Here is a 25,857-nt window from a genome sequence, read left to right as displayed (position 1 = left end):
TCGCACTGGTCGTGAGGAAGGACGCATTCACCGCACCAGCTGGAGTCGCTCAAAACGGTACGGGGCAAGGACGGTGGTGTGGTCGTCGCCGAGCACCTCGGCGGCGACCAGGGCACCGGCATGCAGGCAGAGGGTCGCGCCGCTGTGCGAGACAGCGAAGTGGAAGTTGGGCAACTCGAGCGTCCGGCCCAGGACCGGAAGACCGTCGGCAGGTATCGCGCGTTCACCGACCCGGACGCTTTCCACGGTGGCGGCCCGGATTCCCGGGTAGAGGGTGCGGGCGGCCTCGAGCACCAGGTCGACAGCCGACTGGTCGACGCTGGTCTCTCCCGTGCCGGACACGTGTGCCGCGCCGTCGGTCGTGCCGGTGTGCAGCAGCAGCCGTCCCCCGCCGTCCGGGCGCAGGTGGACGTGCGGGGCGTGCACGACGTGGGACGCCCAGACCGCTACCGGCGAGGTGTAGACGAGCACGCCGAAGGTGTTGCGCATCGGCAGCACGAGCCCGGCGAGTTCGGCGATGCCGGCGGCCCGCGGTCCGGCGCAGTTCACCACCGCGTCCGCGGCGAGCCGCCGCCCCGAAGCGAGCCGAACCGTGCGCACCAGGCCGGCAGCCACCTCCAGGCCGATGACCGCGTCGTCCCGCACCAGTTCGCCCCCGCGGGAGACGACACCGGACAAGAGGTAACCGACCAACCGGGTCGGCTCGAGCCAGCCCTCCCTCGGAAAGTAGGCGATCCCGTCCGCGGGCAGCCGAACCGGATCCATGTCGGGCTCGAGGCGTAACGCCTCCGCCCGGGTCAACCACCGTGCCTCGTAGCCATAGCCGAGAACGCCCGCGACCTTCCGGCGCAGCCCCTCCTCCGCGGCCTCGTCGCCGGCCCACTCCAGATTGCCGCTCTCGTGGTACCAACGGCCATGCGGCACTTCGGCCGCCAGCTTCCGATGCGCCGCCATGCCCGCGACATTGAGATCGTGGTAGTGCCGCGGCTGTTTACCGCACGAGTTGACCCACGCCAACGTCGCACCGGAGGTGCCACCCGCCGGCGCCCCCGCGTCCACGACGCTGACCTGGGCACCCCGCCGAACCAGCGACGCGGCCACCGCCGCGCCGTAGACCCCGGCACCGATGACGACCACGCGCGGGGCCATGCCGACCAGTCTGGCATGCGGTCATTCGAGGGAGTGAACGTGACGTTCCTTGCCGTCTACGGCATGAACGTGACGTTGCTTTCCAGGGGGTGGGCGGTGACGGCCTTGGTCAATTGGGTGCGGACGTCGGGGTCGGTGAGTGCGGGGAGGGTGAGCACGCGGCGCTGGGTGTGCTCGCCGAGCGCGGCGAACAAGGTCAGGAGTTCGGGGACGGCGCCGTCGTCGATGGCCGTGTGCAGGAGCCTGGTCAAGGCCTCGTCGTCGGACTCGGCGGCGTACTCGGCCAGCCGGGCGCGTAGCTCGTCGTCGGCCAGCCGGGCGATCAGTGCCAGCCCGGCCGAGCGGAGCTCTGGTGGGCCGCCGACGGCGCTGGCCACGATGCCGCGCAGCCGCTCCGGCGGCAGTGCGGCGACCGCCGTGGTCAGCTGGGTGTCGGACTCCGCGTAGCAGCCGATCCGCAGCAGGGCCTCGTCGGAGATCACCGCGGCGACGTCGCGGACGATCCGTTCGGTGGCGGCGTCGAGCAGGTGGCCGATCGTGACGTACTCGCCACGGGCGACGAGTTCCTGGACCACGGCCACCACGCGGTCCGGGTGGATGTGGCTGATCAGCGGCGCGGCCCGGCGCGGTTCCAGATGAAGGCAGCCGTCGGCCAGATACTCGATCGGCATCCGATTGACCAACTCGGCCGCCCGGTCCGGAGCCATCTCACCGGCAATTCGCGCGGCCAGCAACGGCGGAAACGCGCGCAGTGTGATCCGCACGTTCAGCGGCGTGGGCAACAATCGGGTGATCATGGCGATCCGCCCGAAGGTGGCCCGATGTTCCTCGTACAACGCGTCCACCACGCGCTCACGCAGCCGGCGGATGTCGCGGTGGTCCAGCGATCCGGCGAAGGACACCTCGTCCGGTGTGGTGTCCAGCGCCCGGGCCAATTTGACCAACTCCGCCTGCGTGGCTAAGTCGCGCCCCATTGATCAGAACCCCACGATCTCGCCGAAGCGCGCCCGCAACGGCGCCGGCATCTGCCGCAACGCCTCCGCCGAGGCCGCCGCCAACGCCGCGGCCTGCCTTTTCCTGGCGGCCACCAACGCGGCGTGCAACTCCCCCAACTCCTCATCGGACAACGCGTCCACCACCCGCGCGTCCGCACCGAGCCAGCGCTCCAACACCTCACGCATCTCGCCGCGCACGCCCCAACCTTTTCACACCACGCAAGCCCGGTTGCCGAGCGGGATCTGTCGCACCCGGAGCGCCGCGGGCGGGGCGAGGAATCGCATCGCGACATCCATTCGACCGGGCCACCGAGTCCCGAGCGTCGAACTCATTTGCCTGAGCGTCGAACTCACTTTCCTGAATGTCGAACTCAGTTGCCCGGGCGTCGAACTCGGGTGGCTCAGGGGCCGGCGGCGTTGCCGATTTGCTGGGCCTGCCACCAGGTGGTGGCCTGCTGGAGCCAGGTGGCGTGCCGGTCGAGCAGGAGGTGGCGGGCGCGCTCCCCGCTCCAGTTGGGGGGAAGCAGGGTGGGCGGCAGGCCGGGGTCGGCGAGGAGAAGCCGGCGCCACTGGTAGACGAGGTGGGCGAGGTGGGCGAGCGCTTCGCCCGGTGCGTGGGGGCGGATGGTGGTGAACCGGTCGACGAACTCCTGGTACCGCTGGTCGAGTTGGGGGATGTCCCAGGCACGGGTGACGAGTTGGTGGCGTTCGTCGGGGTCGTCGAGGCGGGCGTGCAGCAGGGTGCCGTGGACGGGTTCGCCGAGGGAGTCCAGGACCTGGCGGGCCTCGGTGGCGTGGGTGGGGTGCGGGCTGATCCAGACGCCGGGGCCGAGCGAGCCGAAGCCGGCCCAGCCGAGCGCGGTGCGCAGTTGATGGCGCAGGTTGCGGTGGTGCTCGGGAACGTTGGTGAGCAGGATGAGCCAGCCGCCGTCCCAGTCGGGCTCGGGGCCCGGGGCGAACAACCGGTGCTTGGCGGCGGTCAGGTACTCGTGGCCGGTGCGGGTGATCTGCCAGCGGGTGCGGCGGCCGGCGCGGTGCGGGGTGAGCAGGCCGGCGGCGGCGGTGCGGGTGAGGGCCTGGCGGGTGGCTTTCTCCTCGAAGCCGACCATCGCGAGGGCGTCGACGACGGTCTGGGTCCAGGCCGACCCGCCCCGGTCGAGGGCGTAGTCGCCGAGGACGATCAGCAGGTAGGCGCGGGCGCTGGGGCCGCGAACCGGGCCGGGACGGCGAGCCGGGGGTCGCGTCTCGTCGAGGTCGAGCGGTGACTCGAGCATCTCGTTATGGTGCCACCTTGGGGTTTGTATTCCTCTTTAGCTTGACGAGAGACTATAGCTGTGTCGCATGATGTGCGTGCCCGTCGACCGCTGATGATCGAGGTGAGGCCCGTGTCATCCGCTTCGGCGACACCGGCCGCGTCCACGCTGCGGACGGACCGCGACGCCGGTGGGCCGCTGTTGCGCGTGCGGGATCTGGACGTGTCCTACGCCCGGGCGGTGCGCGCGCTGCGCGGGGTGTCGCTCGAGGTTCCGCCGGGCGGCGTGGTGGCCGTGCTGGGCGGCAACGGCGCGGGCAAGAGCACGTTGCTGCGGGCGATCTCGGGGACGTTGCCGGCGGTGGGCGGCGCGATCGGGCGGGGCTCGGTCGAGCTCGACGGCCGGCGGCTGGACCGGGCGGATCCGGCGGCGATCGTGCGGGCCGGGGTGGTGCAGGTGCCGGAGGGCCGGCAGGTCTTCGGCGAGCTGACCGTGGAGGAGAATCTGCGGGCCGGCGCGTTGGCCACCGCGCGGCGGGCACGTGGGCCGGCCCGGCACCGGGTGTACGAGCTCTTTCCGGTGCTGGCCGGGCTTCGTCAGCAGCGGGCCGGGCTGCTCTCCGGCGGGGAGCAGCAGATGCTGGCGATCGGGCGGGCGCTGATGGCGGCGCCGCGGGTACTGCTGCTGGACGAGCCGTCGCTGGGGCTGGCGCCGCGGATGGTGGCACGGATCGGCGAGGTGCTCGCCGAGATCCACCGGCAGGGCACCGCGGTGGTGCTGGTGGAGCAGAACGCCGCGCTGGCACTGGATCTGGCCGATGTGGCCTACGTGCTGGAGGTCGGCCGGGTCACCCTGCACGGGCCGGCCGCGGAGTTGGCGGCGACCGAGGAGGTGCGCCACCGGTACCTGGGCGTGGGCGCGCCTGCCACGGCACCCGCGGTGCCCGCGCCCGCCGCAGCCCCGGCCGCGGACCGGGAGCTCGTGGTGGATGGGCTGAGCGTGCGGTTCGGCGGAGTGGCCGCGCTGTCGGAGGTGTCGCTGTCGGTCGAGCCGGGGTCGGTGCACGCGTTGATCGGGCCCAACGGCGCCGGGAAGTCCACCTGCCTGAACGTGCTGACCGGGGTGTACCGGGCGGCCGCGGGCAGCGTCCGGTACGCCGGGGTGGAGCTGACCGGCCTGCGTCCACATCGGATCGCGGCGCTCGGGGTCGGCCGAACGTTCCAGAACCTCGCCCTGTCCCCCACCGCGACCGTGGCGGACAACCTGCTGCTCGGCCGGCACCGGCTGACCCGGGCCGGGTTTCTCGGCGCCGGCCTGCGCATCCCTCGGGCCCGGCGGGAACAGTCCGAACAGGACAGTCGGGTACGGGAGATCGCCGGGCTGCTCGAGCTGGCCGAGGTGCTGGACCGGCCGGTGGCCGCATTGCCCTATGGCGACCGGAAACGGGTGGAGCTGGCGCGGGCGTTGTGCGCGGAGCCGACGCTGCTGCTGCTCGACGAGCCGGTGGCCGGGATGAATGCCGACGAGTCGGCCCGGCTGACCGCGGTCATCGCCCGGGTCCGGGCCGAGCTCGGCATCTCGATCCTGTTGGTGGAGCACGACATGACGTTCGTGATGGGGCTGGCGGACACGGTCACGGTGCTCGACTTCGGCAAGCGGATCGCCTGCGGCACACCGGAGCAGGTGCAGCGCGACCCGGAGGTCATCCGTGCCTACCTGGGCGGCGCGCCATGAGCGGAGCTTGCGGAGCGAACCAATTGATACTCCTGCGTCTCCGAGGAACGAGGAGACGCAGGCTTGGCGGAGCTTGCGGAGCGACCTGTATGCACTGCCCCGGCCCCGAGGAACGAGGGGGCGGGGTTCAGCATCACCGAGCTTGCGAGGTGATGCCATGAACCAGTTCGTGACGCTGCTGGCCAGCGGGCTGTCGTTGGGGTGCATCGACGCGTTGATCGCGCTCGGGTTCGTGGTCGTGTTCAAGGCGACGCGGGTGGTCAACTTCGCCTACGGTTCGCTGCTGCTGCTCGGCGCCTATGTGGTCGGCCGGGCCCACGAGAGCCTCGGGTTCGCCGGGGCCGTGCTGCTCGCGGTGGCGGTGACCGCGGCGGTCGCGGTGCTGATCGGGGTGGTGCTGCTGCGGCGGGTTCGGCTGGCCGACCCGGGGGCGCTGGCGATCCTGACCCTGGGCATCGACATCGTGCTTTCCACCGAGCTGACCCGGCGGATCGGCGCGGACCTGCTCACCACCGGCGACCCGTGGCGCGCCGACGTCGTGTCGTTCGGCGGGATCTCCGTGCCGCAGACCCGGATCGCGGCCGCGGTGGTGGCGGTGGTCCTGGTCGCCGGGTTCCTTGCGGTGCTGAAGTTCTCCGACTGGGGGGTGGCGTTGCGGGCCTCGGCGGAGCGGCCGATGACCGCGTCGCTGATGGGCATCCGGCTGGGCCGGGTCGCGGCGAGCGCGTGGGTGCTGGCCGGGGTGCTGGCCGCGATCGCGGGCCTGTTCTTCACCGCGTTCCCGTCGCCGGGGATCAGCGGCAGCGTGGGGCAGGCGGCGCTGGGCGCGGCGGTGCCGGCCGCGGTGCTCGGCGGGCTGGACTCGACGACCGGGGCGCTGGCCGGTGGGCTCGCGGTGGGCCTGACCACCACGTTCGCCGCCGGCTACCAGGACGAGCTGGCGTTCCTCGGCCGCGGGTTCGGGAGTGTGGCGCCGTACCTGGTGATGCTGCTGGTCCTGTTGGTGCGGCCGGCGGGGTTGTTCGGCGGCAAGGAGATCAGCCGTGTCTGACCGGATCCGCCTGCCCCTGGCCGCTCTCGCCGGGTTGCTGGCGCTGGCGGCGCCGTTGGAGCTGAGCGGTTTCTGGTTGCAGACCGGGCTGTTCGCGATGGCCGCGGCGATCGGCGCGCTCGGCCTGACCCTGCTGGTCGGGGTGGCCGGGCAGCTTTCGCTGGGGCACGCGTTCTTCGTCGCGGTCGGCGCCTACGGCTACGCGTTCCTGGCCGGCACCGGCGCGGGCCCGGTGCGGGGCGCGGGGTGGCCGCCGGCACTGGCCGCGCTCGGCGCCGTGGCACTCGCCGGGCTCGCCGGGGCGCTGTTCAGCCCGATCGCCGGGCGGCTGCGCGGAATCTACTTGGGACTGGCCTCGCTCGGGCTGGTGTTCCTCGGCCAGCACATCCTGACCAACGCCACCGCGCTGACCGGCGGCTTCAACGGCCGCGACGCCGCACCGTTCCGCCTGTTCGGATTCTCGTTCACCGCGACGGATCCCGAGCTCGTCGTGTTCAACGTCCCGTTCGGAGCGTTGGAGCGGCTGTGGTACCTCGGGCTGCTGCTCGTCGCGGTGTCCTGGTGGTACGCGCGAAACCTGCTGCGCGGCCGGCCGGGGCGGGCGCTGGTCGGGCTGCGGGACAGCGAGATCGCCGCCGCGGTGCTGGGGGTCGATGTCCGGCGTTACAAGGCGGCCGCGTTCACCGTGTCCAGCGCCTACGCCGGGCTGGCCGGGGTGCTGCTGGCGGTGGCGTTCGGCCGGATCGTGCCGGACAGCTTCGGGTTCCTGCTGTCCATCGACTTCCTCGCGATGATCATTCTCGGTGGGTTGGGCGCGCTCGGCGGCGCGGTGGCCGGCGCGCTGTTCGTCACCGCGCTTCCGTTGGTGCTCAACCATTACAGCGACGCGTTGCCGTTCCTGGCCCAACCGGGCGAGGCCGGCGTCGGCGCCGCGGAAGCCGCCCGGCTGCTCTACGGCACGGCCGTGATCGCGGTCCTGCTGTTCGCGCCCGGCGGACTGGCTCAACTCCTCCGTCGTATCTCCCGTCCAAGGAGCGCATCTCATGAACCGACGACTACTGGCATCGGTGGTAGCGCTGTGCCTGATGCTGACCGCATGTAGCAAGGCCACCTCCGGCGGCCAGAGCTCCGGGGGTGTCAGGACCGGCCCCGGGGTCACCGACACCACCATCAGGCTGGCCAGCCTGGTCGACCTGACCGCGGTGTTCGCGCCGCTGGGCAAGAGCCTGGTGCAGGGCACCCAGCTGTACTGGAAGCTGGAGAACGAGAAGGGCGGGGTGTGCGGCCGCAAGGTCGAGGTCACCGTGAAGGACCACGGCTACGACCCGCAGAAGGCCGTCGCGCTCTACCGCGAGGTCTCCGCCGACGCGCTCGCGCTGCAGACCGTGCTCGGCTCGCCGGTGATCACCGCGCTGAAGCCGGCCATCAACCAGGACAACGTGTTCGTCGGGTTCGCCGGCTGGAGCGGCTCGGTGCTCGGTGATCCGCACTTCCAGCTGGTCGGCACCACCTACGACATCGAGGCGATCACCGGCCTGGACTTCCTGATGCGGGAGAAGGGGATCAAGCCCGGCGACAAGATCGGCCACGTCTACTTCGAGGGCGACTTCGGTGAGAACGCCCTGCGCGGCAGCAAGTACCTGGCCGGGCAGAAGGGGTTGACGATCGTCGAGCAGAAGATCAAGGCGTCGGACACCGATCTGTCCGCGCAGGTCGCCGCGTTCCGCAACGCCGGCGTGACCGCGATCCTGGTCTCCGCCGGCCCGACCCAGACCGCCTCCGTCGCCGGCGTGGCCAAGTCCGTCGGCCTGAACGTGCCGATCGTGGCCAACGGTCCGGGTTTCACCCCGCAGCTGCTGTCCACTCCGGCCGGTCCGGCGCTGAAGGAGAACCTGTACGTGGTGTCCAGCATGGCCCCGGCCGCGCTGGACAGCCCGGGGGCGAAGGCGGCGCAGGAGGCGTTCACCAAGGCCTACCCGGACGCGGTGCCCACCCAGGTCGGCTCGGTGTTCGGCTACACCCAGGCCCAGGTCACCCGCGCGGTGCTGCAGAAAGCCTGCGACAACAAGGACCTCACCCGCGCCGGCCTGCTCACCGCGGCCCACCAGATCTCCGGGCTGGACACCGGCGGCCTGGTCGCCGGCCCGCTGGACTACACCAACCCCGACCAGCCCCCGACCCGCGCGGTGTACCTCGCCAAGGCCGACTCCACCGTCCCGGGTGGACTGAAAGCGGTCGGCGGCGCGGTCGAGGCGGACGCCGCGAAGTCCTACCAGCCCAAGGCATGACCGAGCCGCGAGAAGGGATCACCCATGAGACTCGCCCGGATCCTCGCCCCCACCGCCCTGATCGCCGCGCTGCTGGCGACTGGGCACTCCCCGGCCGCCGCCACCGCGGCACCGTCGCATGTGGAGGGTGTGCTGCCGGACGGCGCCACGTACGTGATGGACGTGCCGGCCGACTGGAACCACACCGTCCTGCTGTACAGCCACGGCTACACACCGCAGGGGGTGCCGAACCCGGCCCGCAACGCACCCGGCGACGCCGAGCGGACCGCCCTGCTCGCCCAGGGCTACGCCATGATCGGCTCCTCCTACGCCGGCAACGGGTGGATCCTCGAGCAAGCGCTTCCTGACCAGCTCGCCACCCTGGACGCGCTCACCGCCCGGTTCGGCCCCGCACGGCGCACCATCGCCTGGGGCACCTCGCTCGGCGGCATGATCACCGCCGGGCTCGCCGAACGGGCCGGCAGCCGCTTCGCCGGCACCCTGTCCATGTGCGGTCTGCTCCAAGGCGGAGTCGCCAACTGGAACAACACCCTGGACCCCGCGTTCGCGGTCAAAACCCTGCTGGCACCCGGTTTGCCCGGTCCGCTGGTGCGGATTCCCGACCAGGCAACGGCTCTCGCCACCACCGCCGAGCTGACCGCCGCCCTCGACACCGCCCAGGCCACCCCGCAGGGGCGAGCCCGGATCGCACTCGCCGCCGCCCTGCACAACATCCCCGCCTGGACCGACCCGACTCTGCCCGAACCAGCCCCCGGCGACCACGACACCGCGGAGGCCAACCAGTTCCAGACCCTGCACCTCACCCTCTTCGTGGGCCAGTCCTGGCGGCAGGAAGCCGAAACCCACGCCGGCGGCAACATGTCCTGGAACACCGGCGTGGACTACGCGCGCCTCCTCGCCCGCTCCGCCAACCGCGCCGAAGTCGAAGCGCTCTACGCCCGCGCCGGCCTGTCCCTGCACGACGACCTGGCCACGCTGGCCCGCGCCCCGCGCGTCACCGCCGACCCGCCCGCGGTCGGCTACCTGATCCGCAACATCGCGTTCACCGGCCGGATCACCAAGCCGATGCTCACCATCCACACCACCGGCGACCCGCTGGTGCCGGTTCAGGTCGAGCACGCCTACGCCGACACCGTCAGCGCCGCCGGCCGCACACCCCTGCTGCGCCAGGCCTTCGTGCACCGCGCCGGGCACTGCACCTTCACCACCGGCGAGATGCTCGCCGCCCTCCGCACCCTGGAACGCCGCATCGACACGGGCCGCTGGTCGAACACCGACCCGGCCAGCCTCAACCGCCTCGCCGCCGTTCTCGACCCGGCCGCCCCACCCGCCTACCTCACCTACCGGCCCGCGCCCTACCCACGGCCCTTCGACCTCGCCGGAAACAACTGAGCCACCTGAGGTGCGGCTCTCCAAAAGTCCACATGGTGTTCGTGATTGTCCACGCGGGCGTGCCTAGCCTGGTTGGCACGCCGCGACGTGCCGGTTCGCGGTGATCCCTGCTCACACCAACCGGAGGTTCGCAGTGCGAGGGACGAGAAGGAGGCTGGCATCGCTCGTTGCCGGCACGGCCCTGGTGGCCGGCGCGGTGCTGGTGTGGCCGGGGTCCGCGGCGGTGGCCGCGCCGACCCGGTTCGAGGCGGAGAGCTCGCCGGCGACCTGCTCCGGCACCATCGACTCCAACTGGGCCGGGTTCTCCGGCGGCGGGTTCTGCAACGGCACGAACGCCACCGGGGCGTTCGCCCAGTTCACCGTGAACGCGTCCGCGGCGGGTACGGCGACGTTGGGGGTCCGGTTCGCCAACGGCACCACCACGGCGCGGCCGGCGGGCCTGGTCGTCAACGGTGCCACGGTGCAGACGCCGTCGTTCGAGGGGACGGGTGCGTGGTCGACCTGGGTGACCAAGACCCTGACCGCCTCGGTGAACGCCGGCAGCAACACGATCCGGCTGAATCCGACCACGGCCAACGGCCTGCCCAACGTCGACTTCCTCGACTTCGAGGTCGCTGGCAGCCCACCGCCACCACCGCCGCCCCCGGGCTTCCCGACCCCGACCGGGCAGGTCAACGTCAACGGCACCATCTCGGTGCCGGCCAGCGGCCTGGACGGCGGTCTGCGCCGGTACTGCTGCATCGGCGACGGCAGTCAGGAGGAGAGCCAGGACCCGATGTTCGACCTGGCCTCCGGGGCGACACTGGCCAACGTGATCATCGGCGCGCCGGCCGGTGACGGCGTGCACTGCAACGGTCCCTGCACGCTGCGCAACGTGTGGTGGGAGGACGTGGGTGAGGACGCGGCCACCTTCCGCGGCAGCGGCGACCCGCAGTTCCTGGTCGACGGTGGTGGCGCCCGGCAGGCCAGCGACAAGATCTTCCAGCACAACGGGCCCGGCACGGTGACCATCCAGAACTTCCAGGCCAACAACTTCGGCACCTTCTACCGGTCCTGCGGCAACTGCTCCACCCAGAATCAGCGCGACGTGGTGATCCGCAACGTCACGCTGACCCGGCCGGGGAGCAGGATCGCCGGCATCAACATCAACTTCGGCGACACCGCCCGGTTCAGCGGGATCACCATCATCAACGACGCGAGCCGGGCGATGGTGATCTGCCAGAAGTACATCGGCAACAACACCGGTGCCGAGCCCACCCAGGCCGGCAGCGGCGCCGACGGCACCAACTGCTTCTATTCCGCATCCGACCTCACCTACCGGTAACCGGCGGGGGCGCGCGGCCAACCCGAAGGCGCCGTGCCGCCCGCTCGGACCACACCGAACGCGGTCTCGACGGCCTCGACGAGCCCGACGCACTCGAGGACGGCGTGCGTGCCGTCACCTCCGGTCAGCTCGCGCACCCGCTCGACGCCTCCGCGCCGCACTCGCCATGTTGGCGCGTGGCGTCGCTACGTTGGCGCGTGGCGTCGCCATGTTGGCGCCTGGCGTCGCCACGTTGGCCGAGTGGGCGTCGGCATGTTGGCGCGTGGCGTCGCCGTGTTGGCCGAGTGGGCGTCGGGCCGCCATCGGCTGTGCCGGCGTTGTCGTCGTCACCAGCCAATACACCCACGCCAGACGCCAACACTGCACCGTGGCGCGCCAACACAGCTGGCATCAAAGCCTGCTGCGCGTCTGACCCGACGCACCACATCGCCACGGCTTGCTTTCCTTGCCGGGAGTGAAGGTGACGTTGCTTCCTTCCGACGGCCGGTCAGGTTCGGACGACGAGGATGTCGTGCCGGCCACCTGGCACGCTGATCTGGAGGTAGCCGTCCTCGACGGGTCCGCGGATCAACCGGCCGTCGACGATGACCAGGGACCTCTCGGTGGCGGGGACGGCGATCGTGCCGTTCGTGCCGGCCGGGGTCTCGGCGTGCAGGTTGAAGACGGGACCGGCGGACACCCAGCGGGCGGTGATGTCGCCGAACTTCGTGGGCACCGCGCCCTCGGCCCAGGTGAGGTTGCCGGGGTGGGGTTTGATGCTCCACGTGGCGTAGCCCGCCTCGACCGGGGTCACGCCGAGGACCAGCTCGGTGAGCTGCACGGTCGGGGCCGCGGCCCAGCCGTGCGCGAGGCTGGCGGTGGTGCGGTTGACGCCGCCGGTGCCGTTCTTGAACTCCCAGAGGCCGCCGGTGTAGAGCGGGTTCTCCTTGTCCACCATGGGTCCCCAGGTGGTGCGCATGAGGTCGAACGCGCCGGCGGTGTCGCCCGCGGCGAACCGGCCGGCGGTCTCCATCCCGTTGCCGAACGGCTCGATTACGTGGCCGGTGGGGTCCTGCAGACCCGGGCCGATGATCGCGCCGAACGGCGTCCACAGTGTCCGGAGCGCGGCCAGCACGCCGGCGCGGCGCTCGGTGGGCACGATGCCGTACTGCAGCGCGACCGCGTTGGCGTCCTCGACGAGGACGTCGAGACGGTCGCTGCTCTGGCCGTAGGCGCCCAGGGCCGGGTTCCACAGCCGGGTGTTGATCGCGGTCTTGATCGCCTCGGCCTTCGCGTCGTGGCCGTCGGCAATGGCGGGGTCGCCGATCGTGCGCTCGACCCCGGCCATTTCCCGGAGCAGGACGTAGTAGTCGATGCTGTACTTGGTGACCTCGCCGGTCTGCGTGGCCTGCCAGAAGTCGCGGTCGTTGGAGACGACGAGGTTGTTGGCGTCGAGGAACGTCGCGTTGTAGGCGAGCTCGGCGCGCATGGCCGGGAGGACGCTCCGCAGGTAGGCCTCGTCGCCGGTGTAGCGGTAGTAGGCGATGACGCCGCGGATGCCGCAGCCGGAATAGTTGTTGGAGTAGAACAGCGGGGAGCCGGCCGGGTTGGGGCCCTTGCGGAAGTCGGGCGAGCCGGGCAGCGCACCGTCGGCGCGCTGGGTCGCGAGGATCACGTTCAGCGAGGACTTCACGTACTCCGCGCCGACGGTGCCGAGGGTGCTGATCGCGGTCGGGGCCTGCACCAGCATGTCGCAGGTCCAGATGCTGCGGTCGCGCTTGGCTCCGTCGTAGATCCGGGCGTCCGGCAAACCGCCCCGGCCGGCGGGTTTCAGGTTGAGCTGCAGGGTGTAGGCGCCGGAGTACCACATCCGGTTCAGCTGGTCGTCGCTGGACAGGAAGTGGCCGCGGTAGTCGGCCGGGGTCGCCCGCAGCGCCTGGAAGTCGACCCGGGCCGAGGAGATCGACACGCTGCCCGGCGTGGACAGGGTGAGCAGGATGAACCGGAACCCGCCGTGGAAGGTGCCGGTCATCCGGCCCGGCGCGGTGGGCTGCAAGGTATCCGGGCCGCCGACGCCGGCCAGCCCGCGGGCCTCGTCCGAGGCCGGCGCGCCCGGCGAGGTCGACACCGCCGTCCCCACCGGCATGTCCGCGGACAGGGCGGGTCCAAAGGAGACGGTCCGGGCGGTCGGGTCGAACGCGGTGATCGTCCCGGCCTGGGTGCCGATCGTGATCGTGTTGCCGACCTCGAGGTTCGCCGCCGACGCGAGGGTGACCGTGGTCGCCCCTACGGCGGCGACCACCGCGACGGTGGTCGCCGCCGGCCTGCGGAGAAACGACCGCGCCTCACCGGTGACCAGGGTGAGCGCCGGTGCGCCCGCCACCGCGGTCACGTCGAAGAACGGGGTGCCGGCGAGATCCTTGCCGAAGTCGAGCACGACCGACGCCGGCGTCTGGCCCGCGACCGTGGTCAGGGTCGCCGCCTTTCCCTTGCCCGTCACCAGAGTGTGCGGGTTGGCCACATTTCCGGTGCCCTCCGCGCTGACCGGGGCAACCTGCGCGGCGGACGGACCGAGGACGTAGCGGTGCCAGGCGGCGGCAGCCGTCGCGGTAGCCGGCGCCCCGACCAACCCCGTCGTCGTGACCAGCACGACCGCACCGGCAATGGAACGTTTCAACACGGCGATCTCACTCTCCCTCGAGTAGGTGACCGGGCGGGGGCGAGATGCTCGCCCCCGCCACTGATCCCCGGTCAGGCCTCATGGTGTGGAGCTGAACTCGAACGTTCCGGCTCCGACCCGGTACACGTCGTAGGTCCCGCTGCGCCGCAGGAACGTCGCGCCCGAGGTCAGCGGGGAGCTCGTCGCGGTGGCCGAGGCCAGGGGGACCCACACCTCGCCGCCGGTGCCGGCCGGTGCGACGACCTGGAGGTGGAACTGGCCGGCGGTGTCCTGGGCCCACCTGACCGCGAGCGGCCCGCGTGGGCTCGGGACCTGGCCCTGTGCCCAGGCGAGGGTGCTCGGATGCGGTTTGACCTGCCAGGTCGTGTAGCCAGGGTCGACGGGGGTCGCGCCGAGGACGGACTCGGTGAGCAGCTGGGTCGGGCCGGCGCCCCAGGCGTGGGCGAGGCTGTCGAAGCCGCGGGTGGGCAGGCCGTTGCCGCCGACGAACTCCCAGAACGTGCCGGTGTAGAAGCCACTGTTCGGGTCGACCTGCACGCCCCACAGGCGCCGCATCAGGTTCAGCGCGCCCGCGGTGTCGTCGCCGGCGAACCGCGCCATCAGCTCCCAGGTGTTGTTCAGCGGCTCGATGGTGTGCCCGCCCGGGTCGGCCATGCTCGGCGACGGCTGCGAGATCTGGCTCCCGTGGGCGGTCCACCGGGCCTGGAAGAAGGACAGGATGCCGGAGACCCGGTTCGCCGGAGCGACACCGAGGCGAACCGCGTTGACGTTGGCGTCCAACGGAAACACGTTCGACCGGGTGTCGGTGTGCAGGTACAGGCCGGCGCTCGCGTTGAACAGGCGCGCGTTGATCGCGGTCCTTAAGGCGTTGGCTTTGTTGGTGTACTCGGTGACCCTGGCCGCGGTGCCGACCTTGCCCTCGAGCCAGATCATGTTCTGCAGCAGCTCGTAGTAGGCCAGGCTGTACTCGGTGACCTCCCCGCTCTGCCGGGTCTGCCAGTAGTCGGGATCGCCCGTCACCACGAGGCCGTTGGCGTCCAGCCGGGTCGCGTGGAACGCCGCCGCGGCCTCGAGTTTCGGGCGCAGCGCGGTGAGGTAGGCGGTGTCGCCGGTGTAGCGGTAGTACTGGATCGCGATGATCGCCGAGTAGGCCGAGTAGGTCACCGCGTAGTCGAAGGCGCCGCAGCCCCGGAAACCGACCGCGCTGGTCAGCCGGCCGCTGGTGCCCTGCAGGTTCATGATGCTGTCGATCGAGCCCTTGACGTACGGGACGCTGTTGGTGCCGATCGACAGCAGCGCGACCGGATCGGTGATCATGAGGTCACCGGACCAGATGGCCCGGTCGCGCTTGGCGCCGTCGAAGATCACCGGTACCCGGAAGCACGACGCGACCCCGACCGGCACCATGTCCAGCTGGGCGGTGTAGGCGCCGGCGTACCAGATCCGGTTCAGCTGATCGTCACTCGAGATGAAGAAACCCTGGTACTTGTCCGGAGTCGCGCGGTACGCCGCGAAGTTCACTCCAGCAACGCTCAGCGTGAGCGTGCCGGGCGAGGACAGTTGGATCGCCGCGAACCGGAACCCGCCGCGCAGCCCACCGGTGTAGGTGCGCGGACCGGTGACCGAGAAGCTGATCGCGGAGCCGCTGTCGTTGCTGTACAAGCCGTTCGTGCCTCTGGTGAGGAACGGCAGCGCCTCGCTGGTCGCCACGCCCAGCGTGGCCGAGGACGCCGAGGCGGCGGACACGGTGACGAAGGGGTTGCCGCCGACCTCCTTGCCGAAGTCGACAACGACGATGGCCGGCGACCCGCCGGACGGCACGGTCAGCACGGTCGACCCGCCGCTCTGGCCGGTCAGCGCGCCGGGGTTGGTCACCGAGCCGTGCGTCCGCACGACGCTGACCGGCCGCACGTCGCCACTGGCCGGCGCGGGAACCAGGGCCTGCCAGTTCGGATTGGCCGGCCAGGTAGGGAGTGCGGCGATGGTGGCCATCGAGTTCGCCGGCACCGCAAGGGATATCGCCGCGGCCGCGGCCGTGATGGCCAGCGCCCGGTGGGTGGATCTTCTCATATCGCGCCTTTCCGGCCGGGCCATGGAGTGCGATGAATGAGTCATTCACTGCGGCTGGCGCACTGAATGAGTCATTCATGGCGTCGCCGGCAACTCGATCAGGTGCCGGCCTTGTAGTCGGTGTCCATCGCGGCCAGCATCTTGTCCGATGTGGACTGTCCGCTGAAGATCTCCTGGAGGCCGCTGAGCATGGTCTGCTGCACCTTGGCGTTGGGCCAGAGCTGGTCCATGAACGGCACGGTGCGGTCGCTGGTGACGAACTTGGACAGCTCGGTCAGGGACGGGTCGACGGTGAAGCCGGTGTCCGAAAGGGACGGCAGGCCGCCCTGCTTCTTCACGAACAGGTTCATGCCCTCGGGCGACATCACGTAGTTGACGAACTTCAGCGCGAGGTCCTTGTTCCTGGTCTTGGCGTTGACGCCGTAGCCGGCGCCGGCCGCGGCGGGCATGACGAACCCGGACGGGGCGTCGGTGGCCGGCAAGGCCTTGAGGGTGAACGTGCCGCTCGGGTTCTGCTTCTTGAGCAGGGCGATCACCCAGTTGCCCTGGATGAGGCCGAGCGTCTTGCCGGTCGCGGCGAGCTGCTGGCTGGCCTCGTAACTGGTGCTGAGCGGGCTTTGCTGGAAGCAGCCGGCGCCGGACATCTCCTGGTACTTGGCCATGGCCGTGGTCCACGCCGACTTGGCGAAGCTGGCCTGCCCGGACTGCATCTTCTTGTCGAAGTCCCGGTCGGTGCCGTAGACGGCGGTGGCGACCAGCGCGTACAGCACGATCTGGGTCACCCACTTGTCCTGGATGCCCAGCGCGAACGCCGGCGTTCCCTTCGCGGCGGCCGCGCGGCAGAACGCGAGCAGCTCGGTCCAGGTGCCCGGCGCGGTGAGGCCGGCCTTCTGCAGGGCTTCCTGGTTGTAGACCGCGCCGATGCCGTTCTGGCCGAAGATCGCGTTGTAGGTCTTTCCCTCGTACTGGGCGACACTCTTGATGGCGTTGGGGTACTTGGCGGCCCAGGGCTGGTCGGACAGGTCGAGCAGGTAGCCGGGCTTGGCCAGGACGTAGGTGGCGCCGGGGTTGCCGTTGCCCGGCCAGACCGTCATCACGTCCGGTGCGGTGCCGGAGGACAGCTGGGTGCGGATCTGCTGCTGGTACTGGTCGGCGCCGCTGGTCGTGAAGTTGACCTTCACACCGGGGTTGGCCGCCTCGAACGCCTTCACGACGTCCTCGATGGAGCCCTGGTCGACCGAGGCAAGGGTCAAGGTCTTGTCGCCGCCGGCGGCGCCGGAACCGACACTGGTGCCGCCACCACAGCCGGCCACTGCGGCAGCGGCCGTGATCGCCGCGGCCAGAACGGGCAGAATGCGTGTCTTCATGGTGTCTCCCGCGAGTAAGGGACAGGTTCGGTGTCGGGCGCGGCGGCGCTGACGGTGTGGTGGCCGGATGGCAGCCGTACGGGCTCCGCACCCGGGATCTCCAGGAGGGCGGTGCAGCCGGGCGGCACCGTCGCGGTGACGGTGATCTCCCCCTCGCTGATCGACCATCCACATGCGACCCGGCCGCGCGGGGTCTCCTGCTCGGCACGGGCCCAGGTGAGCGTCCCGCCGGGTAGCGGGCGCAGCAGCAGTTCCCGGTATGCCACGGAGTTCGGTGCCTGGTCGATGCCGGCGACCCGGCCGTAGAGCCAGTCGCCGACGCTGCCGAGGCTGTAGTGGTTGAACGAGTTCATCGCGGCGGACTGGAACCCGTTGTGGTGGGTCCAGCCGTCCCAGCGTTCCCAGATCGTGGTGGCGCCGTGCCTGATCGAGTAGCCCCAGGACGGGAACTCCTCCTGGTGCAGCAGGGCATAGGCGAGGTCGGCCCGGCCGTGCTCGGCCAGCACCGGGCACAGCAGCGCGACGCCGACGAACCCGGTGGTGAGCCGGTTGCCCCGCTTCTCGACGTCCGCCGCCAGGTGCTCGACGGCCTTCGGCACCAGCTGGTCCGGCAGCAGCCCGAACGCCAGCGCCAGCAGGTAGCCGGTCTGCGTGCCGCCCTCGACCCGGCCCTCGTCGTCCACATAGGACTCGATGAACGCGGCGCGGATCCCGGCGTGCAGCGCCCAGTGCTCGATCGCCTCCTCAGGCCGGCCCAGCACCTCCGCGGCGTCGGCCACGATCTGGGCGCTGCGGGCGAAGTACGCGGTGGACAGCACGTCCCGCGGGGTGGCGGCGTCGACCTGCAACCAGTCTCCGTAGGAGTTTCCGGTCCGGTGCCGCCAGCGCAGATCGGGATTGTGCCGCCGAACGTGCCCGACCCAGGCCGCCATCGCGTCGAAGCACCGGTCCAGCACACGCCGGTCGCCGTAGGTGCGCCACAGGTGCCACGGGATGATCACCCCGGCGTCGCCCCAGGCCGGTGCGGCCTCGCGGTCCAGCGCGATCACCGGGGCGATGTCGCGGAACGCGCCGCCGGCGTCCTGCCCGTCGACCACGTCCCGCAGCCAGCGGGCGAAGAACGCGGAGACGTCGGCGTTGCGGCTGGCGGTCGGGGCGAAGATCTGGGCGTCGGCCAGCCATCCCAACCGCTCGTCCCGCTGCGGGCAGTCGGTCGGCACCGCGACGAAGTTGCCGCGCTGCCCCCAGGTGATGTTGGCGTGCAACCGGTTGACCAGCTCGTCGGAGCACTCGAAGGTTCCGGTCCACGGGGTGTCGTTGTGCAGCACCCGCGCCACGATGTCCACTTCGGACAGAGCGCCGGGGTGGCCGGCCACCTCGGCGTAGCGGAAGCCGTGGCAGGTGAACTGGGGCTCGAACACCTCGGTCGCTCCGCCGGCGGTGACGTAGACGTCGGTGGCCCTGGCACTTCGCAGGTTGTCCACGTACAGCTCGTCGCCGTCGAGGATCTCGGCGTGCCGCAGGGTGATCCGCCCGCCCGCCGGGGCGTCCCGGACGGTCAGCCGGACCCGGCCGACCAGGTTCTGTCCGAAGTCGACGATGAACCGGCCGGATCCCTTGTCCTGGACGGAGACCGCCGGCAGCTCGCGGGTGATCCGGATCGGGTGGTCCGGCTCGGCGACGAGCGGCCCCGGCTCGGTGTCCAGCACCGCGACCGGCCGGAAACCGGCCACGGGGCCGGGCTCGTCCCAGCCCGGCACGTGCTCGCGGGCGTCGACCCGCTGGCCCATCAGCAGGTCCGCGGACCGGATCGCCCCCGGCCGCTCCGTCCAGCCGGCGTCGGTGGCCACCACCCGCCGGGACCCGTCGGCGAAGTCGATGACCAGCTGGCCCAGGAAGGCGGGGCAATCGCCGTAGTGGTCCGCGGCGCGGCGCGGGTCGAAACCGACGTAGCCGCACCACCAGCCGTCGGCGACGGTGGCGCCGAGCACGTTGCTTCCCTGGCTCAGCAACGCGCTGACGTCGTAGGTCTGGTACTGCAACCGCCGGTGGTACTCCGTCCAGCCCGGCGCCAGCTCGAGGTCGCCCACCCGCAAACCGTTGAGCCGCAGCTCGTACACGCCGCGTGCGGTGGCATACAACCGGGCCCGCACCGGTTGCCGGTCCACGGTGAACTCCCGGCGCAGGCACAGCGGAGGCGAGCCGGGAGGGCGGTCGCCGTCGCCCGGCGGATCGACCGGTGGCAGGGCGTGCGGGTCGCGGCCGACCCACACCGCGGTCCAGTCCTCGCGGTGCAGCAGGCCGGTTTCGAACCAGCTCCGCGCGATGCCCGCCGGTGTGCCGGTCTCGTCCCAGACCTCGACCCGCCAGTGGTACCGGGTGGCCGAGCGGAGCACCGGGCCGTCCCACGGCACCAGCAGCCCCTCGCCGGACTCCCGCTTTCCGCTGTCCCACAGCAGCCGATCGGGATTGTGCAGATCCGCCGGGCGCTCCGCGGCGGTGATCCGGTAGGCGCTCTGCGCGGCCCCGCGCCGGTCGCACTCGAGCTTCCACGACAGCCGGGGGCGCGGCTCGTCCAGCCCGAGCGGTTCGTGCCGCTGCTCGGCCTGCAAACCGTACGGCCGCAGTGTGTCGGTCATCCCCTGAGCCCTCCGGCGAAACCGTTGATGATGCTGCGCTGCAGCGCGAAGTAGACGGCCAGGATCGGCAGGATGCTGATCACCAGCGCGGCGAAGACGAGGTTCCAGTCCGAGACGTACTGGCCGACGAAGCCGGCGATCGCGACCGGCATGGTCTGCTGCGCGCTGCCGCTCAAATACAGCAGCGGGGTGAAGAAGTCGTTCCACACGAACACTGCGTTGAGCACCAGCGCGGTCACCGTGACCGGTTTGAGCATGGGGAACACGACGTACCGGAAGCCCTGCAGCGGCGTGCAGCCGTCGATGAGCGCGGCGTCCTCGAAGTCCCGCGGCAGTGCCCGAAGGAACCCGACGTAGAGGAACACCGTGAACGGCACCTGCAGGCCACTGTAGAACAGCACCAGCGCCCACGGGGTGCCGAGCAGGCCGAGATCGCGCATCGTCTGGTACAGCGGCAACGCGGCGAGCTGGAACGGCAGCAGCAGGCCCAGCATGATCAGCAGGAACATTCCGCGGGACCAGCGCGCGGTGACCCGGGCCAGCGGGTAGGCGGCCAGCGAGCAGACCGCCAGCACGATCACGACGCTGATCACGGTCACCACCACGCTGTTGGCCAGCGCACCACCGAGCCGGCCCTGCTCCCAGGCTTCGGAGAAGTTGTCGAGGGTGGGCGCGGTGGTCGGCCGGATCGGCGACGAGGCGTCCGACGGCGCCCGGACGGCGAGGTTGATCAGCACGTACACCGGGAAGCCGACGACCAGCGCGACCGCGATCATCGCCAGTTCCAACCCGAAGGTCCGCAGCCGGTAACGCTTCATGCGGTCACCTCGCAAGCTCGGTGACCGTGAACCCCGATGATCGCTCCGCAAGCTCCGCTCATGCCGCGGCGCCCTTCTCGTTGCGGGACAGCACGAGATACTGTCCACTCGAGACGACCGCCACGATGATCGTGAGCACCACCGCCAGCGCGATGCTGTAACCGAACTCCCCCAACGTGAACGCGTCCTTGTAGATCAGCGTCGACAGCGTGTCCGTCGCGTGCCCCGGCCCGCCGCCGGTCAACGCGTACACCTGGTCGAACAGCTTGATCCCGCCGATGATCGACAGCATCAGGTTGACCGTGAACGCCGGCGCCAGCAGCGGCCGGATGACCGACCAGAACCGCCGCACCGGCCCGGCCCCGTCCAGGTCCGCCGCCTCGTAGATCTCCCTGGGCACCGACTGCAATCCGGCCAGGAAGATCACCATCGAGTACCCGGCGTACTGCCACACGATCACCCCGACCACCGACCACAGCGCCAGCTCCGGATCCCCCAGCCAGTCCTGCCGCCACCCACCCAACCCGACCGCGCCCAGCAGGCTGTTGACCGCGCCGTCCGGACCGAGCAGGTTGCGCCACAGGTAGGCGGTCACGATCGGGGTCACCACCGCCGGGGCGAACAGGAACACCCGCAACACGTTGCGCGACTTGATCGCGCTGTTGACGCCGAGCGCCAGCAGCAACCCGAGTCCATTTTGGATGATCGTGATCGAGACCGCGATCAGCAGCGTGTGCCCGACCGCCTGCACCGCGTCGGCGTCGCCGAGCATGGTGGCGAAGTTGCCCAGGCCGACGAGGGAGAAGTGGGGGTCGAGGCCGTCCCAGTCGGTGAAGGCGTAGTACACCCCGCGAGCGCTGGGCACCAGCACCACGAAGGCGAACAGCAGCATCGCCGGCAGCGCGAACCACCACGGCGGCCCGGCCCGGCGGCGCCCGCGCGCGATCACCGGGCGGCGATCGGGCGGAGCGGCGGCCCGAACCGGGGGCTCCTTGTGCGGGGCGATGGTCACTGATCTACCTTCATGAAACGTTTCAATCGACGAGCGTCGCCGGGGCTCCGGCCAACTTCACCCGACCGAGACCCCGGTCCCTGCCGGCGAAACCGGCCGCCGGCCGGACGTGATGTGGGTAACGTTTTCTAATGTTGCGGCCGACTGTAGGAGCCCGTCCCACGTGACGTCAAGATGTCCGCTTCACTGCTGGCCGGTTACCTGGGGTTCATCCCCTACACTTCGAGCAACGTTTTACGCACCACGAGGCCGGAGGAGGCTGGATGGACTCGTCAGCGCCGCCGCGCCGGATCACCATCGTGGATGTCGCGCGGCACGCCCGGGTGTCCACCACCGCCGTGTCCAAGGTGCTGCGCAACGCCTACGGCACCAGCCCCGCCATGCGCGCCAAGGTCCAGGCGGCGATCACCGAGCTGGGCTACCGGCCGCACGCGGGGGCCAGGGCGATGCGCGGCCAGACCTACACCATCGGCGTGATGCTGCCCGACCTGCGCAACCCCTTCTTCCCCGACATCCTCGACGGCCTCACCGATCACCTGCGCGACACCGGCTACCAGGTCCTCCTGGGGCCGAGCCACTGCAACGGCGAGGAGGCGGAAGCCAAGGTCACCGAGGCCATGATCGACCGCGGCATGGACGGCCTGATCCTCGTCGCCCCCATCGCGCCGCGAACGCACCTCGAACAGATCGCCCGCCTGGTGCCCACGGTGGTGGTCGGCCGCCACGGGCACTCCACCGCCTACGACACGGTGGCCGACGACGACACCACCGGCGCCAAGCTCGTCGTCGACCACCTCGCCGGCCTCGGCCACCGCCACATCGCCCACATCGAGCACCACGAGACCAACCCCACCCGCCTGGCCGAGATGCCCAACGCCATCCGCGCCGAGGGCTACCGGGCGGCCATGCGCGCCCACGGCCTCGAACCCGACGTCGTCTCCACCAGCTACACCCGCGAAGGCGGATACCTTGGCGCCCAACAGATCCTGACCCGGCCCCGGCGCCCCTCCGCCATCTTCGCCGGCGCCGACATCGTCGCCATCGGCGTCCTGGAAGCCCTCACCGAGGCCGGCCTCGCCGTCCCCGCCGGCATCTCCGTCGCCGGCTACGACAACACGAACTTCGCCGCCCTCGGACCGATCTCCCTCACCAGCGTCGACCAGGCCGGCCACCACATCGGCGCCACCGCCGCCCGGCTCCTCCTCGACCGCATCGCCGACCGAACCCGGCCGACCGCCCAGGTCAAGCTCTCCCCCACCCTGGTCGTCCGCCGCAGCACCGCCGGCCCGCCGGCATGAAGCTTGCGGAATGCCGGTCGAGGGAGTTGGCCCACCGCGACGATGTGGGCCCGAGGAACCGGGTCTGGGGCTTGCCCCAGTGGAACACGGTCTGCCCGAGGAGCGGTCCGGTGACCCACCAGTCAAGGTGACCCATGACCATGGCCAACATTCCCGAGATAGAGAACACAACATGACCGAACCGACCCTGCGGGACCGGCTCGCCCGGCTCACCCTCGCGCAGAAGGTCCGGCTCCTCACCGGCGCCGACTTCTGGACCCTGCACCCGGAACCGTCCATCGGCCTGCGCCGGATCGTCGTCTCCGACGGCCCCGCCGGCGTGCGGGGGCGGACGTGGGACGAGCGCGACCCCTCGGCCAACGTGCCCTCCCCCACCGCGCTCGCCGCCACCTGGGACGAGCAGCGCATCGAACGGCTGGGCCGGCTCCTGGCCGCGGAAGCCCGCCGCAAGGGCGTCGACGTCCTCCTCGCGCCCACCGTCAACCTGCACCGCACCCCCTACGGCGGCCGGCATTTCGAGTGCCTCAGCGAAGATCCCGTCCTGACCGGACGGATCGGCGCCGCCTACGTCCGCGGACTGCAGTCGGAAGGCGTCGGCGCGACCGTCAAACACTTCGTCGCCAACGACTCCGAGACCCAGCGCCACACCGTCGACGTCGCCGTGGACGAGCGCACCCTGCGCGAGCTGTACCTGGCACCGTTCGAAACCATCGTGCGCGACGGCGGCGTCTGGTCGGTCATGGCCGCCTACAACGGCGTCAACGGCCACCCGATGACCGAATCCCCGCTGCTGCGCCAGATTCTGCAGGAGGATTGGGGTTTCGACGGGCTCACCATGACCGACTGGTACGCCGGCCGGTCCCTGGCCACCGCCGGTGCCGGGCTCGACCTGATCATGCCCGGACCCCGCGGGCCCTGGGGCGACGCCCTGATCGCCGCGGTCCGCGCCGGCGAGATCGACGAGTCGCTTGTGGACGACAAGGTCCTGCGCCTGCTCCAGCTCGCCGCTCGGGTCGGTGCGCTGCAGGGCATCCCGGGAACCCGGGCCCAGCCGTGGACCCCGGAACAGATCGCCGCCGAGATCCGCGCGACCGCGGCGGCCGGGTTCGTGCTGGCCCGCAACGAGCCGGTGGCCGGCGAGCAACCGCTGCTGCCGCTGGACATTTCCCGGTTGCGCCGGGTGGCCGTGCTGGGCGCCAACGCCGCGGTCGCCCGCACCCTCGGCGGTGGCAGCGCGACGGTCTTCCCGCCCTACACCGTGTCGCCGCTCGACGGCATCCGCGCCGCGCTCGGGCCCGGCGTCACCGTCCAGTACGGCCGCGGTGGCCGCACCGGCGCGCGGGTACCGGTCGCCGACCCGGCCCTGCTGCGGCGCCCGGACGGAGCACCCGGCACCCGGATCCGGTTCCTCGCCGCCGACGGCACCGAAATCGGGGGCGAAGACCGCGCGGGCGCCGCCTACACGTGGATGTCCTCCTTCGGCGACATCGCCTTGACCGACGCCGGCATGGAGCTTGCGGAATGCCGGGCGAGGGAGTTGGCCCACCACGACGAGGGTAGGCCGAGGAACGAGGTCTGCCCGAGGAGTGGTCTGGTGACAGACAGCGAAGGCGACCCACGACCATGGCCAACATTCCCGAGCTTCACCGACGTCGCCGCGATCGAGGCCGTCACCCGGCTCCACGCACCGCGGGCCGGCCGGTACCTCGTCGGCGCCTCCGGGCTCGGTGCCTTCCGGCTCACCGTCGACGGCACCGTGGTCGCCGATCAGCACCTCGGCCTGCCACCCGGCGCCGACTTCGTCGAAGGGCTCATGCGCCCGCCGCAGATCCTCGCGCCCCTCGACCTGGCCGCCGGAGCCCACGCCGACATCGTGGTGCGGCACGTCCCGGCCAGCGCCGCCGGTCTCGGTGACGCCACCGTCGCCTCGGTCACCTTCCAGCTCAACGCCAAGCTCGACAGCGACGACGACGCGGAGATCACCGAAGCCGTCGCGCTCGCCGCCGGCGCGGACCTCGCCGTGGTCGTCGTCGGCACCACCGAGGAAGTCGAGAGCGAAGGATTCGACCGCACCTCCCTCGCCCTGCCGGGCCGGCAGGACGAGCTCGTCCGGCGCGTCGCCGCCGCCAACCCCGCAACCGTCGTGGTCGTCAACTCCGGCGCGCCGGTCCTCCTGCCCTGGGCCGCCGGCCTACCGGCCGTGCTCCTCACCTGGTTCCCCGGCCAGGAGTTCGGCAACGCCCTCGCCGACGTCCTCACCGGCGCCACCGAACCTAGTGGGAGGCTCCCCGTCACCTGGCCCGCCGACCACCACGGCCTCCCCACCACCACACCGGTCGACGGCACCCTGCCCTACACCGAAGACCTCGCCATCGGCTACCGCTGGTACGACACGGCCGGCCGCGCACCGCTGTTCCCGTTCGGACACGGTCTCGGCTACACCACGTGGGAATACCTCGCCGCCCACCCCACCCACACCGGCGTCACCGTCCACGTCCGCAACACCGGCGCCCGGCCAGGATCCGAAACCGTTCAGGTCTACGCCAGCAAACCGCACAGCACCGTGACCCGCCCCCCGCGCTGGCTCGCCGCCTGGACCGTCGTCACCGCCCAACCGGGCGACGAGGCCATCGCCCACATCCCCCTCCCCGCCCGGGCATTCCAGCACTGGGCCGACGGAACCTGGCGAACCGAACCAGGCCCCTTCACGCTCCACATCGGACACTCAAGCCGCGAGCTGCCGCTCACCGTCCCCCTTCCCGAGGTGGTCATCACCACGCGGAGGGCATAGCGTCGGTGTTCTCCAGT

General features: G+C 71.2%; 18 protein-coding genes and 2 pseudogenes. 9 read left to right on the top strand and 11 right to left on the bottom strand.

The genetic code is table 11. The features are described 5' to 3' along the window. Positions 1-27: 27 nt before the first annotated feature. The 4 genes from VGR06_RS07810 to VGR06_RS07795 form a co-directional block, all read right to left on the bottom strand. On the bottom strand, positions 28-1,149 hold the full coding sequence (locus tag VGR06_RS07810; RefSeq protein ID WP_327558294.1) for an FAD-dependent oxidoreductase: 1,122 nt from the start codon (positions 1,147-1,149) through the stop codon (positions 28-30). 56 nt (positions 1,150-1,205) lie between these two features. Continuing rightward, positions 1,206-2,123, bottom strand: coding sequence for a hypothetical protein (locus VGR06_RS07805; RefSeq protein WP_327558293.1), 918 nt, complete (start codon positions 2,121-2,123; stop codon positions 1,206-1,208). A gap of 3 nt (positions 2,124-2,126) precedes the next feature. Continuing rightward, positions 2,127-2,342 (bottom strand): hypothetical protein, encoded by a 216-nt coding sequence (locus tag VGR06_RS07800; protein WP_327558292.1) that lies wholly within the window; start codon positions 2,340-2,342, stop codon positions 2,127-2,129. 203 nt (positions 2,343-2,545) lie between these two features. Next, positions 2,546-3,418: a PaaX family transcriptional regulator C-terminal domain-containing protein gene (locus VGR06_RS07795; protein ID WP_327558291.1), complete on the bottom strand. Its 873-nt coding sequence runs from the start codon at positions 3,416-3,418 to the stop codon at positions 2,546-2,548. A 177-nt stretch (positions 3,419-3,595) separates the two neighbouring features. On the opposite strand from VGR06_RS07795, the pseudogene VGR06_RS43825 reads away from it, so the two are divergent. From VGR06_RS43825 to VGR06_RS07765, 7 genes and pseudogenes are all read left to right on the top strand, one after another. Next, positions 3,596-4,309, top strand: a pseudogene (locus tag VGR06_RS43825) (ABC transporter ATP-binding protein); the annotation flags it as partial. Positions 4,310-4,336: 27 nt separating this feature from the next. Next, on the top strand, positions 4,337-5,131 hold the full coding sequence (locus tag VGR06_RS43820) for an ABC transporter ATP-binding protein (protein WP_414637188.1): 795 nt from the start codon (positions 4,337-4,339) through the stop codon (positions 5,129-5,131). A 157-nt stretch (positions 5,132-5,288) separates the two neighbouring features. Next, on the top strand, positions 5,289-6,182 hold the full coding sequence (locus VGR06_RS07785) for a branched-chain amino acid ABC transporter permease (protein WP_327558289.1): 894 nt from the start codon (positions 5,289-5,291) through the stop codon (positions 6,180-6,182). Beyond that, a complete protein-coding gene (locus VGR06_RS07780) occupies positions 6,175-7,284 on the top strand; it encodes a branched-chain amino acid ABC transporter permease (RefSeq protein WP_327558288.1) in 1,110 nt (369 codons plus the stop codon). Before VGR06_RS07785 ends, VGR06_RS07780 begins: the two co-directional genes overlap by 8 nt. Next, positions 7,226-8,470 (top strand): ABC transporter substrate-binding protein, encoded by a 1,245-nt coding sequence (locus VGR06_RS07775; protein WP_327558287.1) that lies wholly within the window; start codon positions 7,226-7,228, stop codon positions 8,468-8,470. Before VGR06_RS07780 ends, VGR06_RS07775 begins: the two co-directional genes overlap by 59 nt. Positions 8,471-8,494: 24 nt before the next feature. Then, positions 8,495-9,862 (top strand): hypothetical protein, encoded by a 1,368-nt coding sequence (locus VGR06_RS07770; protein WP_327558286.1) that lies wholly within the window; start codon positions 8,495-8,497, stop codon positions 9,860-9,862. 133 nt (positions 9,863-9,995) lie between these two features. After that, positions 9,996-11,186: a pectate lyase gene (locus tag VGR06_RS07765; protein WP_327558285.1), complete on the top strand. Its 1,191-nt coding sequence runs from the start codon at positions 9,996-9,998 to the stop codon at positions 11,184-11,186. A gap of 35 nt (positions 11,187-11,221) precedes the next feature. Here the strand turns inward: VGR06_RS07765 and VGR06_RS07760 are convergent. The 7 genes and pseudogenes from VGR06_RS07760 to VGR06_RS07730 all read right to left on the bottom strand — a co-directional run. Then, positions 11,222-11,335: pseudogene (locus VGR06_RS07760) on the bottom strand (IMP dehydrogenase); the annotation flags it as partial. Between the two features lie 338 nt (positions 11,336-11,673). Then, positions 11,674-13,845 (bottom strand): alpha-L-rhamnosidase C-terminal domain-containing protein, encoded by a 2,172-nt coding sequence (locus VGR06_RS07755; RefSeq protein WP_327558284.1) that lies wholly within the window; start codon positions 13,843-13,845, stop codon positions 11,674-11,676. Between the two features lie 78 nt (positions 13,846-13,923). Then, a complete protein-coding gene (locus VGR06_RS07750) occupies positions 13,924-15,915 on the bottom strand; it encodes an alpha-L-rhamnosidase C-terminal domain-containing protein (RefSeq protein ID WP_327558283.1) in 1,992 nt (663 codons plus the stop codon). A gap of 98 nt (positions 15,916-16,013) precedes the next feature. Beyond that, positions 16,014-17,282 carry an ABC transporter substrate-binding protein gene (locus tag VGR06_RS07745; RefSeq protein ID WP_327558282.1) on the bottom strand — a complete coding sequence of 423 codons (1,269 nt, stop codon included), beginning with the start codon at positions 17,280-17,282 and terminating at the stop codon, positions 16,014-16,016. Then, entirely contained in the window at positions 17,279-19,921 is a 2,643-nt protein-coding gene (locus tag VGR06_RS07740; RefSeq protein WP_327558281.1) for an alpha-L-rhamnosidase, read from the bottom strand. The genes VGR06_RS07745 and VGR06_RS07740 overlap by 4 nt, the downstream gene beginning before the upstream one ends. Next, on the bottom strand, positions 19,918-20,739 hold the full coding sequence (locus tag VGR06_RS07735) for a carbohydrate ABC transporter permease (protein WP_327558280.1): 822 nt from the start codon (positions 20,737-20,739) through the stop codon (positions 19,918-19,920). Before VGR06_RS07735 ends, VGR06_RS07740 begins: the two co-directional genes overlap by 4 nt. 58 nt (positions 20,740-20,797) lie before the next feature. Continuing rightward, positions 20,798-21,751, bottom strand: a complete 954-nt coding sequence (locus VGR06_RS07730; RefSeq protein ID WP_327558279.1) for a sugar ABC transporter permease — start codon at positions 21,749-21,751, stop codon at positions 20,798-20,800. A 263-nt stretch (positions 21,752-22,014) separates the two neighbouring features. On the opposite strand from VGR06_RS07730, the gene VGR06_RS07725 reads away from it, so the two are divergent. Both VGR06_RS07725 and VGR06_RS07720 read left to right on the top strand, forming a co-directional pair. Continuing rightward, on the top strand, positions 22,015-23,049 hold the full coding sequence (locus tag VGR06_RS07725) for a LacI family DNA-binding transcriptional regulator (RefSeq protein WP_327558278.1): 1,035 nt from the start codon (positions 22,015-22,017) through the stop codon (positions 23,047-23,049). A 172-nt stretch (positions 23,050-23,221) separates the two neighbouring features. Continuing rightward, positions 23,222-25,840 (top strand): beta-glucosidase, encoded by a 2,619-nt coding sequence (locus VGR06_RS07720; RefSeq protein ID WP_327558277.1) that lies wholly within the window; start codon positions 23,222-23,224, stop codon positions 25,838-25,840. The last annotated feature ends 17 nt before the right edge of the window (positions 25,841-25,857 follow it).

Origin of the sequence: Actinophytocola sp. (genome assembly GCF_036002505.1) — a bacterium.
Lineage (GTDB): Bacteria > Actinomycetota > Actinomycetes > Mycobacteriales > Pseudonocardiaceae > DASYTH01.
The sequence above is the reverse complement of the archived record's forward strand: the minus strand, read 5'-3'. Positions and strand labels throughout refer to the sequence as shown.